This is a genomic window from Neisseria sp. S1 (assembly GCF_048060015.1).
Taxonomy (GTDB): domain Bacteria; phylum Pseudomonadota; class Gammaproteobacteria; order Burkholderiales; family Neisseriaceae; genus Neisseria; species Neisseria arctica.
Map to the genome: position 1 here is coordinate 1 of NZ_JBLUPI010000016.1, position 15,415 is coordinate 15,415.

The 15,415-nt window shown below is 50.8% G+C and carries 19 protein-coding genes and 1 pseudogene; all 20 read right to left on the minus strand.

What is annotated here, in order from left to right; all coding sequences use genetic code 11:
• Positions 1-607, minus strand: a pseudogene (locus ACEPPX_RS10470) (hypothetical protein); the annotation flags it as partial.
• A 2-nt stretch (positions 608-609) separates the two neighbouring features.
• Complete coding sequence (locus ACEPPX_RS10475; RefSeq protein WP_416623984.1) at positions 610-1,179, minus strand: YmfQ family protein; 570 nt, start codon at positions 1,177-1,179, stop codon at positions 610-612.
• Between the two features lie 3 nt (positions 1,180-1,182).
• A complete protein-coding gene (locus ACEPPX_RS10480; RefSeq protein WP_416623985.1) occupies positions 1,183-2,229 on the minus strand; it encodes a baseplate J/gp47 family protein in 1,047 nt (348 codons plus the stop codon).
• Positions 2,230-2,251: 22 nt separating this feature from the next.
• Positions 2,252-2,599: a phage GP46 family protein gene (locus ACEPPX_RS10485; RefSeq protein ID WP_416623986.1), complete on the minus strand. Its 348-nt coding sequence runs from the start codon at positions 2,597-2,599 to the stop codon at positions 2,252-2,254.
• Between the two features lie 100 nt (positions 2,600-2,699).
• Positions 2,700-3,368 carry a phage baseplate assembly protein V gene (locus ACEPPX_RS10490; protein ID WP_416623987.1) on the minus strand — a complete coding sequence of 223 codons (669 nt, stop codon included), beginning with the start codon at positions 3,366-3,368 and terminating at the stop codon, positions 2,700-2,702.
• Positions 3,365-4,522 carry a phage baseplate assembly protein gene (locus tag ACEPPX_RS10495; protein ID WP_416623988.1) on the minus strand — a complete coding sequence of 386 codons (1,158 nt, stop codon included), beginning with the start codon at positions 4,520-4,522 and terminating at the stop codon, positions 3,365-3,367. Before ACEPPX_RS10495 ends, ACEPPX_RS10490 begins: the two co-directional genes overlap by 4 nt.
• Positions 4,512-5,834, minus strand: coding sequence for a DNA circularization protein (locus ACEPPX_RS10500; protein WP_416623989.1), 1,323 nt, complete (start codon positions 5,832-5,834; stop codon positions 4,512-4,514). The genes ACEPPX_RS10495 and ACEPPX_RS10500 overlap by 11 nt, the downstream gene beginning before the upstream one ends.
• Positions 5,831-7,924 carry a PRTRC system protein F gene (locus tag ACEPPX_RS10505; RefSeq protein ID WP_416623990.1) on the minus strand — a complete coding sequence of 698 codons (2,094 nt, stop codon included), beginning with the start codon at positions 7,922-7,924 and terminating at the stop codon, positions 5,831-5,833. The genes ACEPPX_RS10500 and ACEPPX_RS10505 overlap by 4 nt, the downstream gene beginning before the upstream one ends.
• An 88-nt stretch (positions 7,925-8,012) precedes the next feature.
• Positions 8,013-8,603, minus strand: coding sequence for a hypothetical protein (locus tag ACEPPX_RS10510; protein WP_416623991.1), 591 nt, complete (start codon positions 8,601-8,603; stop codon positions 8,013-8,015).
• A 78-nt stretch (positions 8,604-8,681) separates the two neighbouring features.
• Positions 8,682-8,837 (minus strand): TetR family transcriptional regulator, encoded by a 156-nt coding sequence (locus ACEPPX_RS10515; protein WP_416623992.1) that lies wholly within the window; start codon positions 8,835-8,837, stop codon positions 8,682-8,684.
• Between the two features lie 50 nt (positions 8,838-8,887).
• Positions 8,888-9,259 carry a hypothetical protein gene (locus tag ACEPPX_RS10520; RefSeq protein WP_416623993.1) on the minus strand — a complete coding sequence of 124 codons (372 nt, stop codon included), beginning with the start codon at positions 9,257-9,259 and terminating at the stop codon, positions 8,888-8,890.
• A gap of 4 nt (positions 9,260-9,263) precedes the next feature.
• Complete coding sequence (locus ACEPPX_RS10525; RefSeq protein WP_416623994.1) at positions 9,264-9,641, minus strand: phage tail protein; 378 nt, start codon at positions 9,639-9,641, stop codon at positions 9,264-9,266.
• A 65-nt stretch (positions 9,642-9,706) separates the two neighbouring features.
• Positions 9,707-11,110, minus strand: coding sequence for a phage tail sheath subtilisin-like domain-containing protein (locus ACEPPX_RS10530; protein WP_416623995.1), 1,404 nt, complete (start codon positions 11,108-11,110; stop codon positions 9,707-9,709).
• Positions 11,107-11,277, minus strand: a complete 171-nt coding sequence (locus tag ACEPPX_RS10535; protein ID WP_416623996.1) for a DUF2635 domain-containing protein — start codon at positions 11,275-11,277, stop codon at positions 11,107-11,109. Before ACEPPX_RS10535 ends, ACEPPX_RS10530 begins: the two co-directional genes overlap by 4 nt.
• Positions 11,274-11,927 (minus strand): phage protein Gp37, encoded by a 654-nt coding sequence (locus ACEPPX_RS10540; protein WP_416623997.1) that lies wholly within the window; start codon positions 11,925-11,927, stop codon positions 11,274-11,276. The genes ACEPPX_RS10535 and ACEPPX_RS10540 overlap by 4 nt, the downstream gene beginning before the upstream one ends.
• Entirely contained in the window at positions 11,911-12,339 is a 429-nt protein-coding gene (locus ACEPPX_RS10545) for a gp436 family protein (RefSeq protein ID WP_416623998.1), read from the minus strand. The genes ACEPPX_RS10540 and ACEPPX_RS10545 overlap by 17 nt, the downstream gene beginning before the upstream one ends.
• Positions 12,339-12,659, minus strand: coding sequence for a hypothetical protein (locus tag ACEPPX_RS10550; RefSeq protein WP_416623999.1), 321 nt, complete (start codon positions 12,657-12,659; stop codon positions 12,339-12,341). The genes ACEPPX_RS10545 and ACEPPX_RS10550 overlap by 1 nt, the downstream gene beginning before the upstream one ends.
• Positions 12,660-12,716: 57 nt before the next feature.
• Complete coding sequence (locus tag ACEPPX_RS10555; protein WP_416624000.1) at positions 12,717-13,628, minus strand: Mu-like prophage major head subunit gpT family protein; 912 nt, start codon at positions 13,626-13,628, stop codon at positions 12,717-12,719.
• Positions 13,628-14,680: a phage protease gene (locus tag ACEPPX_RS10560; RefSeq protein WP_416624001.1), complete on the minus strand. Its 1,053-nt coding sequence runs from the start codon at positions 14,678-14,680 to the stop codon at positions 13,628-13,630. The genes ACEPPX_RS10555 and ACEPPX_RS10560 overlap by 1 nt, the downstream gene beginning before the upstream one ends.
• Before the next feature lie 222 nt (positions 14,681-14,902).
• The gene (locus tag ACEPPX_RS10565; RefSeq protein WP_416624002.1) at positions 14,903-15,319 is read right to left on the minus strand and encodes a phage virion morphogenesis protein; all 417 of its coding nucleotides are present in this window, start codon (positions 15,317-15,319) and stop codon (positions 14,903-14,905) included.
• Positions 15,320-15,415 lie beyond the last annotated feature (96 nt).

Sequence of the window (15,415 nt, forward strand, 5' to 3'; positions counted from 1 at the left end):
TGATTTGACCATCTCCGGACACAACAAAATCTGCGTCCGGCATATCTACCGGCAGCTCCCTCAAATTTAAAGCCTGCGTTAATTTATACTTGCCGCCTCCTCGCAAAGTACGCTTTATCTTTGTTGCTGCTGCGGCCGCGGCCAATAATGCCGCAGTATCATCGGCAATACCGTCGGCTCGTGCTCCAAAATACTCGGGTTGCACATCATTGCAAATCCGCACCCAAGCAATACCGTTACCCGAGATATAGATACCGTCGTCTATTTTGCTGTCCACACTAGATGCAGAAACAGCAGTAAATAACCCGCCACCAATGGTTTTATCGGCATGATATCCCTGTACCTGCACAACCATGCCGGGCGTAGCTTGCATCAGCTTAAGGGCGGCCACCGACACTACATTAGCGGCGGCATCCTTTGCGACCCATGCGCGCAAAGCGTCGAGCAGCTGGTCTGATCTGCTTTTGTCCAGCTCTATGCCGGCGGATTCGATAACATGTGCCAGCTCGCCTTGTAGGCCGTTAAGCCACCACGCAGGCACAGGCGTACCCGGCACACGGCGTGTTCCGTCTGTAAACTGTCGGTCTGGCGTTTGGATTAAGTCCATTTTTAGGCTTCCTCTGTATACACAAATCGGCAAGAAGTCCAAGCCGGTTTGAGTTCTTCAAACATGGTTTCTAAAATCGGGTCTGCAAATACGCTGATGCGTTCCCCCGCGCGTGATTCACCGGCCCGAAAAATGTAGGCATTCGCTTTACCATCGGCAATATCCACGCACCAGCGGTATTGGCTTAATTCATCATTTAATTCATCCCCCGCGCAGCTTTCGCCGGCACGGAACTGATCTTCTTCCGTGATGTGGATGTCGTATCCCGCTCCTGCGGCCAAATTCACGAAGTAGGGTATACTCAAACCGCCTATGGCGTTGATTTTGGCAATAGCGGCATCAACCCGGTAGGTATAGGGCTTGTCGGAATTATCCAAACCAAGCACACGCTCCCAGTTGTCAATCAAGCTATCGGCCAAATCCGGCGTTATGGCATTAACGACTATCTCTGCCGCCGCATCTGCGGCGTCTAATACGTTTGCATCAATTGCGGCTTGATTACGTTGTCCATCTGTATTGCGGGCATACGAAACAGGCGGCAAAAGAGCTAGCAGCGTATCTTGATAGCCCATTGCTTAACCCATCCTATTAATGGTTACTCTGCCTAAGCGGTACCAGCGTACATCATCATTATTAGTAGCCAGCAAATTGGCCGCAGGAGCAGTTAAATGGCGGTCAGATACTCCGGCCACATTGCTAATAACAGCCTCAATTTGTGATACGACAACATCGTCACCCGGCTCGATTTTTGCAAAATGTTCTTCTAATGCTCGTTCTACCGGCGATTGAACATCGGCTACACCGGGTATATATACGCTGGCGGTAACATCTACTTCTACCGATATAGGTGCCATAACCAATACATTACGTGCTGTTACCGGCCTAACCTCATCGATATAGTCTTGGCATTTTTTAATCGTGTCTTCGCTTGGCATGCCGCCTGAGCTTGTAATGACAATATCTACCGTACCCTCGCCTCTACGCAGGGGATATACATAAGCAGATGTAACGCCGTCCACATTCAGCGCCCAATTTTTAAAATCGTATTTATTGCCCCCGGCGGCAGGCCGACGGATTCGCTCAAGCAATCGATCCAACAGTGCGGCATCACTTTCGGCATCAGTACCACCTTCCACCGTAATCACACATTCAGACTGCACACCGGCGGGCGCAGCCATAAATTGAGCAGCTGCTGCCTTTGCGTGCGTTACCGTCCCATTGTCTAGTGCGGCGATCGGTATTTGCACCATTCCGCCGTGGCCAACGACAGCCGTGGATAGAGTGCGGTATAAATAATCGCCTCGTTTAATCAGTAAACCGGCTGCAATTTCCGCTCCGGCCGTGCCGCTGATATCGGCATATCCGGCGGCAGTGGTTGCATTGCGGCGTTTCAATCCACGCAAGTTGGCGTGCCGCTCCAAGTATTCGCTATCCGCCGTATCCGGAAATATTTGCCGTACAATCCAAGCCTGATGCGCGTATTGGCCCACTGCGACACTCGCCAAACGGCTGGCATGCACATAATGATCACTATCCGGGCTGATATCTGCCGTCGGATCGAGCGATTGGGTATCACGCAAAATAGATGCGCGGATTTGCTCAAATGTCGGTATTTCAAACACGCTTTAAAGCCTTTTTATAGGGTTAAATCACGGATACTCCGTGGCGATAGTCAAAGCCGCCTGCCGCCGTTTCCACGCGGATATGCAGATATAGGCGACCGTTTTTTGGTTGCTCTGCCGTTACCGTAATCCGTTCGGCGCGACCGCTTTTGACAATCGGTTCTAACGCCTCGCGGGCGTATTGCTCAGCCAACAGCGATACCTTGGCAATATCTTTTTCGCGTTGCAGCAAATGCAGTTGTGAACCTACGGTTTTATCCGCCCACCAACTGCCCAATGGCGTCATTAAGCGGATATACACCGCATTTTTCAGGGTATTAATAGTCTTGCCGGTGTAATCGCCCGTGGCGGTATCAAGCTCTTTATCCATAAGCGTATTGTGCCGATAGCAGACACGGCGGCAGAGGCAACGGGTTTCAAACCCGCTTGCATAAAAAAAGCAGCCCGAAGGCTGCCAAAGGTCTGCTTATCTATGTCGGTTCTGGCGTCGAGGTTTTGCCGCCGATGCTGTCTGTATGCGTGTGTTTGCACAACGATATATCGCTGGCCACCACGTCGCCGTCGGTATTAAAGCTACCACCTATTTGTTTAACATCACCGCTAAAGGTAGCGCCGTCGCCGCCCTTGATAGCCATACCGCCGTTGCCGTTGATTTGTCCTTGTGCGGTTAATACGGCGCTGGTTTCAAGTGTCGGCGTGTGGAAGTTTGCGCTACTCTCCGCATTGACCTCATATTGTTTGCAATTGATTTTATAAGTATCGCAATCCGCCTCAATAATGCGGCCTTGCTTGATCACGATTTTTGCGCCTTCATGGTTAAAAATCGCCGTCTCTCCGGGATTAAGGTTTTTGATTCGGTAGCTGCCGTGCTGGCTGCACACAATCACGCCGTGCGAAGTATTGCCGCCCAACGGTATCACCACCGCCTCCGATCCGGCTGGCGGATTACTCGCAAAACCGTATTCCTGCAAATGTTCCAAGTCTTGCAATGTTTCGGCCGCCAATCCGCTCAATTGCACACGCTGGATAGGTTCCGATGATACTACCAGCGTAATTTTGCCTCTAAAGGCGGCGCGGACGGTATCGCCCAACGTTTTGGCCGTTTGAGCCGCTCGTCTTGCCATTTTTGCCAAACTCATTCAAACACCGCCGTTTCTGTTTGTTTATTCCCTGCGCCACCTTTTGCACCTTTACGCCGATCGGTAACGCTTTTCTTTTTGCCTTTGCGCTTGCGGGCCGCTTCAGCTTTGGTTGGGTAGGCGTCCGGTGTCCATACACCGTCTTCTTTTAGTCTCAATTCTGTTTGCGTGCCGTTAAAGCGGGATAGTAAAAACCGTCGTCCCATTAAAAAGAAAATAGCATCAATGCCTTCTTCTTCATCGATTAAATGCACCCGTTGGCCGGGTTGCCAAAGCTGCCCCGCTTCAGTTTTGTGGTCGCCGACAATAACCGTAATGGTCAAGCCTTCCAACCGCCAATCAGCCAATTGCTTCTTGGCTTGCCTTTGCAAAGCCTCCAAGTTTTCGGCATCTGCCACCACCACAGTTTTTGGTTTGTACAATGTCATGGTCGGGTCTTTATAAACCCACTTTAAATCGTGTTTGGCGCTATTGCCTACCTTGGCGTGGCTCTGCGCCAAAAACGTCACCTCCGAAAACCGCTCATCGGCATTATGTTCAATGGTGATTTGCTCAATGTTCCGGCGGATATCGGTACGGCTCCAGCATAAGGTCGCCACCGGCGGTGTGCTGTAATCCGCGCCACCGACCACCAATGTGCCGTCTGGCTCAAACCACGGATGCAATCCCACCGAGTTGGCCAAGTGGGTCAGCACCTGCCATACCGTTTCGCCCGGTTCAATGTCGATTTTATCCAGCGTTGCGTTTTTTTCCGCACGCAACACCACCGATTTGATTTGCGGCCACGGAGCCACCAGCTTTTTAGCGGCATCCAGTATTGTCATGCCTTTTACGTTAAGTTGCGCTGCCGAGCAATCCACCAGCAATCCGGCCAAATCACGGCCGCTAATACGCAAATCCCGACTGCCTTTTTCTTTGTTGTGGGTTTGACCGCCGATAATCCCCGTCATCACCGTTTGTCCGTTTAACACCACTTCGCAGCTTTCACCGGATAAATCCGGCACTTCGGTTTCACCCGCGCCAATCCCCAACTGAAAATCAAAGGCATCGGCAGGAATTAAATAATCGCTGTCTATGTCGTAGCTCTGCCAATTGCGGTGCTCTTTCCCGGCAATCCTCAGCGCCACCGTATTGCCGTATCGGTTATTTTGCATAGCCGTTCACCCAAATACCTTTATCAATAAATGCGGGATGTCTGATATGCGGATTTAAGCGCATCAACTCGTCGGCTCGGCTAATATCGCCGTAAAAAGCAAACGCAATCTGATGGATGGTGCCGTTTATCGGTGCCGCCCGTACAATCAGCGGCGGCTTTTGGTTGATAGCCGCCACAATCAGGCTATTTAAACCGCCCGCAGTGCGGCGCAATGCTTCCGCCGCCTCATAAGCCCGACTGTATAAAGCATCAGCATTTACACTGCCGGCCGACGTGGCGCGCGACTGAATATCACGCATAAACTCGATTTCGGATTGGATGCGCAGGCGCATTTGGCGGTTGATGTGCATCAGCTCGGGAGCACTCATTTGCTCGCCCTCATCCTCAATCAGAGTGGCAGCCAGCGATACCATTGCCGCACATACAGCGGCTCGTGTAGCCGCTACAACCGGCTGCATTTGCGCAGGCGTAATCTTTTGCAGTTGCGGCATTTGCCCCTTGCCGCTCAATAAATCCGCGGGCAGGGCATTGCATTTATCGGCTGTCAATGCTGCTGCGTCAAATCGACGACGTGCCGATAATCCGCCTTGCCGGGTATCCGTTACAGCGGTAGCACTATCTGACGCCAACCCCGTGCTTACCATATCGGCCATGCGGCTCATATTTGCACCTAAACCCTCACGGAATGCGGCATGACTGTAAGAGCCGCCCCACGACCAGCCCACCGCATCAAAATCAAATAAGCCTCGCATAGCTGAAAATACGCCTGCGCCTGCGCTCCAAATCCCCAATGCGCTGCCCCATAAATCAGATATGCCCGCATCCACAGCCAGCAGAGCATCGATAAAACCAAATGCCGCTTCGCGGTAGCTGTCGATTGCGGCAATCAGGTTTTCAAGTGCTACTAAAAAGCTGTTTTCAAAAATGAAGATTTTTTGCGCTTCCGCCGCCTCGCGGAATGTAATATCTATGGTGGCGTAATCCACATAGTCCGCTTCATGGCGGTAGCTCCAGCTGGCGGCAATCATATTTTGCAGCCGCCCCCACACCGGATGCACCAACACGCCAGCGCCCGGGTCTTCCAGTGCCTCCAGCAAACGCAATAGCTTGCCGTGGTAGCCTTTGCCCCAAAACACCGCGCTAACCTGCACTTGGCGGCCTGTGGTGCCCATATCCTCTAAGTCGATACCCTGCACAAATGGCCGCGCATGCTCAACTAATGCCTTGCCGTTACTCTCGTCCAAAGCCTGCACGGCAAAGCCAGCATCTTTATATGATGCGTCCTGTAATACCGTATGCCATCCGCTCATTGTCCGGCTCCTCGGCCAAACATAGCCACTTGGTGACGCGATACTTCGTTGGCAATGATGCGTCCGTCAAGCGTAACCGTCATATTGTTTTGGATCGTTTGATTCAGCCCGCCCAGCGTGCTGTTGATATTGTTCAGACCGGCTGTTACCGCCTCGGTGTCTGCTGCTAAAGCATTGTGATAGGCCGCGGTTTGTTCCGCGATTGCCGTTTGGTAAGCAGCGGTTTGTTGGGTGATAATAGGTGCCAATGGTTCGGCTGGTTTAAGTGGCTCGAGCGGCCTTAAAGGTGCTAAAGGTTCCGCCCTCAAGCGTGGTCTCGGCTGCGCCGGAAGATAAGGCTTACCTGTGCGGTATGCTTCACGCATCGCAGCCATTCGCTCATCTTCGCCTGTGTTTAAACTATCCGCATGAAACAACAAACCTAAGCCTAAACCTGTTTTGGCGTTTAACAACTTGCTGCCAATCTTGCCCAGCAATCCGCCACCCACACCACCCTTAGGAACTCCACCTTTTCCACCCGGGATCAAATCGCCCAATCCCTTACCGTTTACCAATGCCAATGCACCCAATGCGCCAGCCGCCGCCATTGCAGATGCTGCAAGGGTTTTTGTAGCCAGTGTTGCGTTTGGGAACTCAGCTGACAACCCGGTTAATTTTGTTTGAAAATTAATCAAAGGCTCTGTAATGTCTTCTTGCAGCAAGGCCATAGCATTATTTTTTTCTTGCTTCGCGGCGTCGGTCAACATCCGGGCTTCATTGAGGCGGTTTACTTTGCCGTTTTCATGGGTAACGCCGGCCAACGATTTCATATAGCTGCTAATTTGTTCTAAATCAGCCGCGGCAAGTAAGCCTTGTTTGGCTTGCAAATCCGGCATTACTTGTGATAATACAAAGCCACGCATCATATTCATTTGCTCTTTAGCTGTATTGTCGCCTTTTTCCGATTTTGCTTTATAGTTTTGATATTCGTTGTCTTTGGCTAACATAGCATCAACCAAACGGCTTAATACTTGTACGGCATTCTCGCCATTCTCTTTGCCACGTAAAACAGAGCCTTCCCAGTCAATTCCTTTTCCGGGAGATGCTGGATTAGCCAGTTTCGACAAACGTTTCACCGTATCTGCTGCCAAAGCCTTATTAAGAATATTGCTGACGTTGGTAGCCGCTTCGCTGGTTGATCCTGTTTTATTGGCCGCTGATTGCAATAATGACAACAAATATTCAAGGCCCTGCATACCGTTTAAGCCCGCTTGCTGCGCTTGTGGTAACAGTGCGGGTAATTCGCGCACCATATCGGTAATCTCAAAATTACCATCTAGGCCAGACTGCAAAGCCTTTTCAAAAGCCAAGCCTAAATCTTTACCATTAAACCCAGCGTCTTTAAGTACCTTCATCAATTTGGCGGTATCATCAGGGTTATATTGACCGTTTTCGCTAGCCGCCATCATGGCGGCATAAGAGGTTTTAGCGTCTGCCTTAACCTCTTTGAAGCTCATACCATTGGTCATCATGGCACTAATCATACCCAAAGCTGAATCAGCATTACCTCCATTAGACTCAATTAAACTTAATGCCAGCTTCTTAATTTCAGCTGCCCCTTGGGTTGCAATCCATTGGGCTGACTTGTTTTCGTCCTCAATAAAAGCTTGGCGCGCCACTTGATTGATATTGGCGTTAAGCTGTTTCTTATCATCCATCGCTGGCTTTAGCACCGCGTAAGCAGCTGTTCCCGCGGCTAAAGCCGCACCACCTAAATGCGTTGCTTTTTGCAATTTTGAACTTCTGCCTAATTCTGCATTTAATTCAGCAATACGTTGCTTGGTTGCACGGGCGGCACGGGACAAGTCATTTTGAGAGGCAATCCCACTACGGCGCAGGCGGTTATAAGCGGCTTCGGTTGCTCGGATTTCTCGCCGTATATTCTTTTCCGATCGGATACCTGCTACTTCGTATGGCCTGTTGGCCCGTGCCGCCTGCTGCTTGGACAAAGCGGTACGTTTTAACTGCCGCTCGGTGTCTGCCAATAGACGGCGTGCGCCGTCATCCCGCCCGGTTAGCGACAATACTAATTTCATTAATCCGTTTGCCATAAAAAAGCAGCCTTTAAACTCATATTAACTCACAGTTAATTATGGCTTATAGGCTGCTTTAAAGAGTATTTGATAGGCTTCAAGCCCTTTATTGATTCATAATTTCTCGAGAATAAAATACATATTGCCCACCAAAACCTAGAATATATTTATACCCTTTAAATTCAAAGCTGACTTTCTGAGGAGGATCACCTTCTTCATAAAATTTGTGCATTTCTACTAATCTGCGCAAATACTCCTGAATAGTTGTGCAAAGTTGGATGCTATCACTCTCCGTCATATTGATACCAGCAGCCAGCAACCCACAATTTATCAAAAAGTGTTCTACCGCGTTATTATCTGAAAACATCTTCGAATCTTGTGTAATAACCAATCCTCTAATGTCTGTTCTATTGGTATTCGCTAACCATTCAATTTTAAGTGATGGGTTTACTACTGCATGCATACTAGGTGTATCAGAAACTAGGTTTTCATGTACGCTTGTTCCCGCTATTGAGGCATCTATGTTTGCATTCCTCATTCGTTGATTAAAATCATCAATATATAAGAAAACTTGTTTTCTAAAGGTTTTTTGCTGTTCTTGTATTTTTTCCAGTTGCTTTATTTCTTTAACCGGCTCCCTTGAATCACCGCCGCAGGCAGCCAATGCAACAGCTAATAAAACCCATATATTTTTCATATCCCCCCGCAAAACAAAAAGCCGTGCAACATTACACGGCTTGATTTTAACATAACTTAAAACTCAATTTTCAACGGCCTATGTGCTCGGTTTCGGGTGTCGCTGTGAAATGATTACACCGTCGTCTTTAGGCTGCTTGATACCCAAACTGGCAAGTACGTCGTCAAACCAAGCCATTAACTCTGCATGGCACATGGCAGCTACCGTTTCTGCGGGCAAGCCTGCTTTGGCCATTAAAATAACCGATTGGCGGTAATTACGGTGCAGTGATGCGTAGCTGTGTTTTAAGGGTTTTCCGCTGCGGCTGCTGCGCTGGGTACCGTAGCGGCGGTGTATTTTGTGCGCATGACATCCTGCTCAGCCAAAATGATGTTGTAGTCTTCGCCCGTCAGGTTATCCATCAGATAGGTTGCCGTCATCTGTTTGGGATCGATACCGTCGACGGTCAATTGTTGAGCCCAATAGGCCAGCGTTTCAGCTATCATAGCCGTGGTTTTCCCGGATTCGCCTCGGCCATCTCCCAAGTCCATATCTTCAAGCTCCGCCACCGCCCGCAGCTCTCCACCGATGGTCAGCGGGCGCAGGATGACTTGTTTAACAACGCGGTCCGTACCGGGTACCGGCAAACCCCACATTAAATTAATTATGTGTTGCATAGCCTTACTCCGTTACTTTGTGCAGGGCAATCATCTCGATATCGATGCGTGCCTCGTTGTCGGCCTCGTACTGCTCGCTGGTTTCCACGGTAAAGCAATCGATATAAGACGTGCGGCGGTCTTCTTTATTGATTGGGTAGATGGTGATTTTAGCCTTGGTGATGTTATCCCAATCCACTTCAGTTCCGTCAATCGGGATGGCGGCGGTCACGCTCAATTTATGCTCGGTCACGCCGTCGCAATAGCCCATTACGCGGCCTTGGCGGTTCATGGTTTTAACAGGCTTGCGGCCGGTAGTGGTTTGCGGCTTGATGCTCACAATCTCAATATCGCGGCCGTTAACCTCCATCACTACCGCGCCGGCGTAGGTTGCGTTGCTCATGCTATTTCCTTTTTGTTTTTTTCAGGCAGCCTTTAAAGAGGGTTTAACGGCTGCCTAAACATGGTTTACAGATACAAATCAATGCGGGCGGCAAAAACATGCAGGCCGTTTACCACATCCGCAGGGATAACCGCATTCAGGCGGTTCGGGTCGTTCGGCGCACGCTCTACCAGCAGCTTGGGTGCATTGGCAGCTACGTTTTCGATGATTTCGGCATCTTCCAGCTTCATCAGCACGTCTAAAATTTCCGAGCGTACTTTCTGCGGGGTGCGGTTATGCAGCTTTTCGCGCGGGAAACGCAGGGCAATGCGCTGGTTTACCGCATCGCGCACATAGTCCAATGTGCGGATGGTCGTAATATCCAGCAACGCGGGGTCTTCCGTGCCGGTAGCGTTACGGGTATAGCTGGATACTCCGCGTAAAATCTGCACTTTGTTGTTTACCACCGTCAGCGGGCTTAAGCCGTTATACAGTGCATTGTTAAGCTCCGCATACAGCGGCCAGTTGGCATCTTCGGTAATACTTAAGCCTTTTATTTCCAAGGTATTCAATGGTTTTGCAGGGTCCTCCTCAAAGGCCAACACCGCCGCATAACCTGCCGCAATCAGTGCGCTGCTCTCGATTGCGCCCTTATACCAAGGGATACTGATACGGCCATCATTGAGTTTGCCGGCAAAAGTCGTACCGGCCGACAAGCTGCCGCGTTGGCCAATCACACCCACGGCTCCACGTTTTTCGATCGCGTTGGATACTGCGGCCAAATGGTTGCTCAAACGTTTGGCGTTGGCGTCATCTGCAAACGCACTGCAAATGATGTGATAACGCTTACCGGCGATTTTGGCCAGCGCGGCGGAAATATCCGCGTTGCCGGCACCGCCGGTAAAGGCATTTGCACTAAGGCTTAAACCGGCGGCGGTACATTTTGCGGTTAAGGCCAAATCATTGCCGATCTCACCTTTGCATTTTGCGGTTAAGGCTACCGTACCGCTGCTGCCTGCGGCAGTAGCTGGGCTGTCCGGTGCGGCCAGCAAGGCACGCAAACGGGATGCCACCGCCTCGGCGGTATCGTCAATGGCCACTGCGGTGTTGTATGCAATACCGCCCAGCACAATAGAGGCGATACCCGTGCCCGTAGCTTTGCCGGATACGTTAACGCTGCCTGTGGCGGCGGTGGCTCCGTCCGAAGCATCGGCCACGCCGATCACGGTTAAATCCAAATAAGCATTATTGGTAAATGCCTGACGCACACACAAATGCGCCCAAGAGCCGGCGCCGAAGAGGTCTGCCGCCTCGGCATCGCTAAACAGGTTTACCGGTTCCAATGCGGCTTGGCGGCCTGTCGTCATCGGTGCAATCAGCACCATTTTTTGCGGATTTTGCGGCAAGCCGCTGACAGCGGTTTTGGTGTTAAATTCGATATAACGACCCGGTACGCGCACGCTGCCGGGGATGGTGTCAAAATCAATCATGCTTTACCTTTCTTGGCGGCATCAGTGGTTACAATCAGGTCGCCGTCTGCAATCAGGCGGCGGTAATACAGCGTATCCGGCACTTCGGTTGCCTCTTGGCCAATATAATCGTGAGGGCGGCCTTCTTTGGGTACGCGCAAGCCGTCGGCTGCTGTCACTTTAATCATTTTTTTTGCTCCTTTTTTTGCAAGTCAGTATCCATTAGCACTCTACCGCCGCCGATAGGATCGTAAATCTTGCCGTTGACACCATGCAAATCAGGCCACGGATCGGACAAAGTTCCGCGGTATTTGGTAAAGATATGGTCGGGGTTTGCCGTGTCGTCGGTCTGTTCTGGGTAGCGGTCGTTTTCAAGTGGGTAACTGTTAAACCGGATGGTGTATTCAACTGCATAAATGCTGACCGCGGCGGTTTGCACTAAGGCATGATTGGCTACCGCTCGCACTGCTTTGGGTGTTAAGCCGCGGCTGTCGCCAAAGCCCAATCGTTGGCCGTCTAGCAAGCGGCGCACGGCGTAAATCAAATCATTACTACCGATTTCGCGGCTATCGATACCACCTTGCCGTTGCGCTGCATCATTACGCAGGTTGCGGGTAGCTACCATCACCACAAATTCGGCCGCATCTTGGTAGCGTCCTGCACCGGTACTCATTGTTTCTACTTTGCTGCCGCCATAGGTAATCCACACGGCGGGCAAGGCGTGGATTTGCCCGGCCAAATCATCGGCCTCTCCGTTATAGCTCTTGACGGATCTCACCATCACGCCCAAGCCTTTGCTCAATCGCTCGGTAATGGCTTGCTCAATTGCGGTTATCACGTCCGAACACCTTATTTTGACCATTCACGAACAACACACCGTTATCCGCCGCCGCAATTTCGCCGCCCGCATCATCCACACCCAGCTGTACATCGCCTTTGGCAATCGCACGCAGCAAATCGAGTACGTCGATTTTGTAGCGGTTACGGATCTCGTCTGTAATCAATACACCGTTGGCAGCAGACAAGCGGTAACGGGCAATATCGCAGCACAAGCGCACCAAGATGGGCGGCGTATCGGCAAACGGGCGGGCAAAACGGCCAAGATAAGCATCGATTTCAGCCGTGGCATCGTCTAATGCGGTTTGTGCCACATCGCGGTCGATTTCACCGTCTCGGTTTCGGTCGGTGATTTGGATTAACTCCAAGTCACCAAACCGATCCACCATATCTTGTACGCTTGCGTAAGCCATTACTCATCCTTGCTGATAAAGTGCACAATCAAGTGCGGGTCTTCGGCCAAACGCTCTACTTCCTCAGTCGTCAGCTCATCAAACTCAAGGCGGGTTACTTCCACTCCAAAGACGCGGCCGCAGCGTCGGTAAGGTTCGTCGTGCTTGGTGGTTACTTCTAGATATTCAATCTCCACCTCTTTCGCTTTAAATGTCTCAGCCGATTCAACGGGGGAAACCTCAGCCGATTCAATCGCCTCCGCTTCTTGCGGAAGCTCACCAACTGAAGTTTCAGTAACTTTCGGCTCAGCCGCTTTCTTGTTGCTTGCTTTTGTAGCCATTAAATTCTCCTTTTCAGACAGGCTTTAAAACCTGTTTAAGCCTGTCTGAAACCGGGTTTAAGATAAGCCGTATTCAACGTGCAGCTTCAGACGGCCTTTCCAAGTGTTGCTGGTGCCGTTTTGAAACTCTTGTTCCAAAATCTCACGGGCAGTCTCTTCCAAGGCCGGCGGAACCACCAACAGGCTCGGGTTGATTTTCAGCGGTATGCCGCCGTCGCCTTTGATTTCTTTCATGGCTTTAACCACTTTGGCCAGCGATTCTTTGGTCAGGTTGGTTTTTTCAACCATATGAGCCAATTGCCACAAACCGAAACCGGCGTTACCGCGGGCACGGATACCGTACAAATAAGTGTCTTCCATAAACACCTTGTCAGACTTAGCTGGGTCGAACTTCTCTTCAAATTCAGGTTTGGTCCGTTCTTGGTAAACCAAAGGCATGATTACGTTGGTATCGTCAATCACATACCAAGTCGGCGCCGAAGTATCCGAACCTGTGGTTAAGTTGCTCATGGTGGTGGGGCTGCCGGTGCCGTCGGTTTCGGCATACCAAACGTGCTCGGTATCAAAGAAGTTTTGGCCGTCATAGCACAAGGTTGATTTACCTTTTGCCAGCAAAGGCCACACCAAATCATCAGGCAATTCGGCAGCAGCAACACCGGCTTGCTTCATAATCGAGCGGTAAATGCCAACCTGATCGTCTTCGATGTCGGTGCGGGGCACGCTTACAGTGGATTCAAACAGTTTGTTACTGATTGACATCGCCTGTTTGCCCAGCTTTTTGATTTGGCGTTCGCCCACCCACTCGCGCATTTTTGGGAATGCACTCAGCCACGCATAGGTATTTACTGCGGTAGTGGACGGAATCACCATAGCCACCTTATTAAAAGTGGGTTCGCGGTGTTTCAGACCGTCGGAAAATTCTTTACGGAATGCAACAGTCAACGCTTGCAGGATTTGGGTTTTATTCATTACTTACCTTCGCTTTCTTTGATTTGCTTGAACTCGGCATCAGACATGCCCAGCATTTTCGCGGCGGCCCGCTCTTCGGCAGTCAAGGCAGCCACGCGCTCTTCCGGCTGTTTACCGTCGGTTTGCGTGCTGGTTAAAGCCGCAACGGGTTGCGCGTTTTCGATGTAGCCGCTTAAAAAAGCAAAGCCGTTCGGCTGCTTCAGCACGCTTTCCGCCCATTCTTTCTGAGCCGGCAGCAGTTTGCCTGCGGCGAGTGCAGCGGTAATCAGTGCATGGCCTTTATCCGCTTCGCGTTCGGCAGTTAGTGCAGCCAGCTGGCCTTGCAGTTGCTGCACCATTTCAACGGGCGCATATTTAGTCGGGTCAGGTTGGCCTTTGGCTGTTAAGGCGGCGATTTTGCTGTCTTTCTCGGCCAGCTGCGCAAATACATCGGCAGATAAAGCAACATTTTGAGGTTTGGCTTGCAGTAGCGCGGTCAAGGCGGCTTTAAGCTCGTCTTCCGTTGCCTGCGGCATGCCGAATAATTGTTGCAACAACTCTTTCATTGGGTTTTGCTCCGTTTCGGTGGTTAATAATTGTGCCGACGCTGCCGCCAACACTTCCTGCATGCCGTCTAAAGCCGGGTAATTGGTCAGCGCGGCATGGTAGATTTTGCGCACATAGCCTTGGGTGTCGTACGAAAATACGGCGGATACATAACGGTATTCTTTGGCGGCAATCGCGGCAGCAGCCTTGTCCGTCCAATCCACATCGGCAAATAAACCTTGCGGGGTAAACTCCAGCCAGCGCATCCAGCCGGCAGCAGGTGCGGGTTGTCCGTTTTGCTCTTTGTATAATGTTTGGTGTTCGTAATCGACCACCAGTTGGTTGCGGCTGCTGTTAGCCAACGCGACTACGTCATGTCCGTTTTCTTCAGTCAGATACCAAGCGGGCACATCCTGCGGTCTGCCATCGACAGCCCGGAACTCGCCGTAGGGTAATAGTTGGATGCGGCCGTTTTTCGGGCTTACCTCAAAACTGCACGCGGCTAAAGTCAGTTGGTTTTTCGACATGGCGATATATCCTCATCAATGTGGCCATTGTGCCGCCGCCGACACCCTCCGATAGAGCCGATAAGTTTCAAACCCTGCTGCGGGTTTTGTCTTTGTAGTGCATAACCATATTTAAAAGGCGTTTAAATGCTTTTTTAAGGCTTGTTCCCATACTCGCCTATACCAAACCATCACCCAAAATAAAAACGCGCTAAAAAGCGCGTTTTTTAAATCCGATACCGATTACTTGATTAGCTGCCTGAAATAATCCTGTACATCGTCCATCAAATCCTGTTTGTCATCATTGGTCAACACCATAAATTCTCGCCGTGGGATGCGCACTTTCCGGCCTCTGCCCGCAAGGCCGCCGAAATTGTGGATGGCGGCATAAACCAAATTGGTACCCACAATCGCGGTATCGTTATCGGACAGTTCGGTAATGCTTCGGCTCAGGTCGCCGTTATCCATAAGAGGCTTGCCGTTACGGTATTGCAGCCCCAACCATTTCGGGCGGCCGCTCTGCCTGAAATTGGTCAGCACCGCTGCGTGCATGGTGCCGGATAAACGACGCATCAACAGATAACGGTTTTCAGTCCCTGCTTGCAGCCGTTCGATTTGGTTTTGCACCGCAAAGATATTTTTTATTTCTACTTCAATCATGGTATTATGTCCTTAAGGCATCGGAAAAGCGGTGATAATCTCGATACCGCGGCCTGCCCGAAAGGGTGTCCGAGAGCGTGTGCAAGTGAGTTCGAG

Bases quoted from the DNA above. Each gene is read 5' to 3' on its own strand.
- ACEPPX_RS10560 (WP_416624001.1), bottom strand. From the start codon at position 14,680: ATGTCGAAAAACCAACTGACTTTAGCCGCGTGCAGTTTTGAGGTAAGC.
- ACEPPX_RS10545 (WP_416623998.1), bottom strand. From the start codon at position 12,339: ATGGCTTACGCAAGCGTACAAGATATGGTGGATCGGTTTGGTGACTTG.
- ACEPPX_RS10515 (WP_416623992.1), bottom strand. From the start codon at position 8,837: ATGGCCAAAGCAGGCTTGCCCGCAGAAACGGTAGCTGCCATGTGCCAT.
- ACEPPX_RS10530 (WP_416623995.1), bottom strand. From the start codon at position 11,110: ATGATTGATTTTGACACCATCCCCGGCAGCGTGCGCGTACCGGGTCGT.
- ACEPPX_RS10495 (WP_416623988.1), bottom strand. From the start codon at position 4,522: ATGCAAAATAACCGATACGGCAATACGGTGGCGCTGAGGATTGCCGGG.
- ACEPPX_RS10555 (WP_416624000.1), bottom strand. From the start codon at position 13,628: ATGAATAAAACCCAAATCCTGCAAGCGTTGACTGTTGCATTCCGTAAA.
- ACEPPX_RS10510 (WP_416623991.1), bottom strand. From the start codon at position 8,603: ATGAAAAATATATGGGTTTTATTAGCTGTTGCATTGGCTGCCTGCGGC.
- ACEPPX_RS10485 (WP_416623986.1), bottom strand. From the start codon at position 2,599: ATGGATAAAGAGCTTGATACCGCCACGGGCGATTACACCGGCAAGACT.
- ACEPPX_RS10475 (WP_416623984.1), bottom strand. From the start codon at position 1,179: ATGGGCTATCAAGATACGCTGCTAGCTCTTTTGCCGCCTGTTTCGTAT.
- ACEPPX_RS10505 (WP_416623990.1), bottom strand. From the start codon at position 7,924: ATGGCAAACGGATTAATGAAATTAGTATTGTCGCTAACCGGGCGGGAT.
- ACEPPX_RS10500 (WP_416623989.1), bottom strand. From the start codon at position 5,834: ATGAGCGGATGGCATACGGTATTACAGGACGCATCATATAAAGATGCT.
- ACEPPX_RS10520 (WP_416623993.1), bottom strand. From the start codon at position 9,259: ATGCAACACATAATTAATTTAATGTGGGGTTTGCCGGTACCCGGTACG.
- ACEPPX_RS10490 (WP_416623987.1), bottom strand. From the start codon at position 3,368: ATGAGTTTGGCAAAAATGGCAAGACGAGCGGCTCAAACGGCCAAAACG.
- ACEPPX_RS10550 (WP_416623999.1), bottom strand. From the start codon at position 12,659: ATGGCTACAAAAGCAAGCAACAAGAAAGCGGCTGAGCCGAAAGTTACT.
- ACEPPX_RS10565 (WP_416624002.1), bottom strand. From the start codon at position 15,319: ATGATTGAAGTAGAAATAAAAAATATCTTTGCGGTGCAAAACCAAATC.
- ACEPPX_RS10525 (WP_416623994.1), bottom strand. From the start codon at position 9,641: ATGAGCAACGCAACCTACGCCGGCGCGGTAGTGATGGAGGTTAACGGC.
- ACEPPX_RS10535 (WP_416623996.1), bottom strand. From the start codon at position 11,277: ATGATTAAAGTGACAGCAGCCGACGGCTTGCGCGTACCCAAAGAAGGC.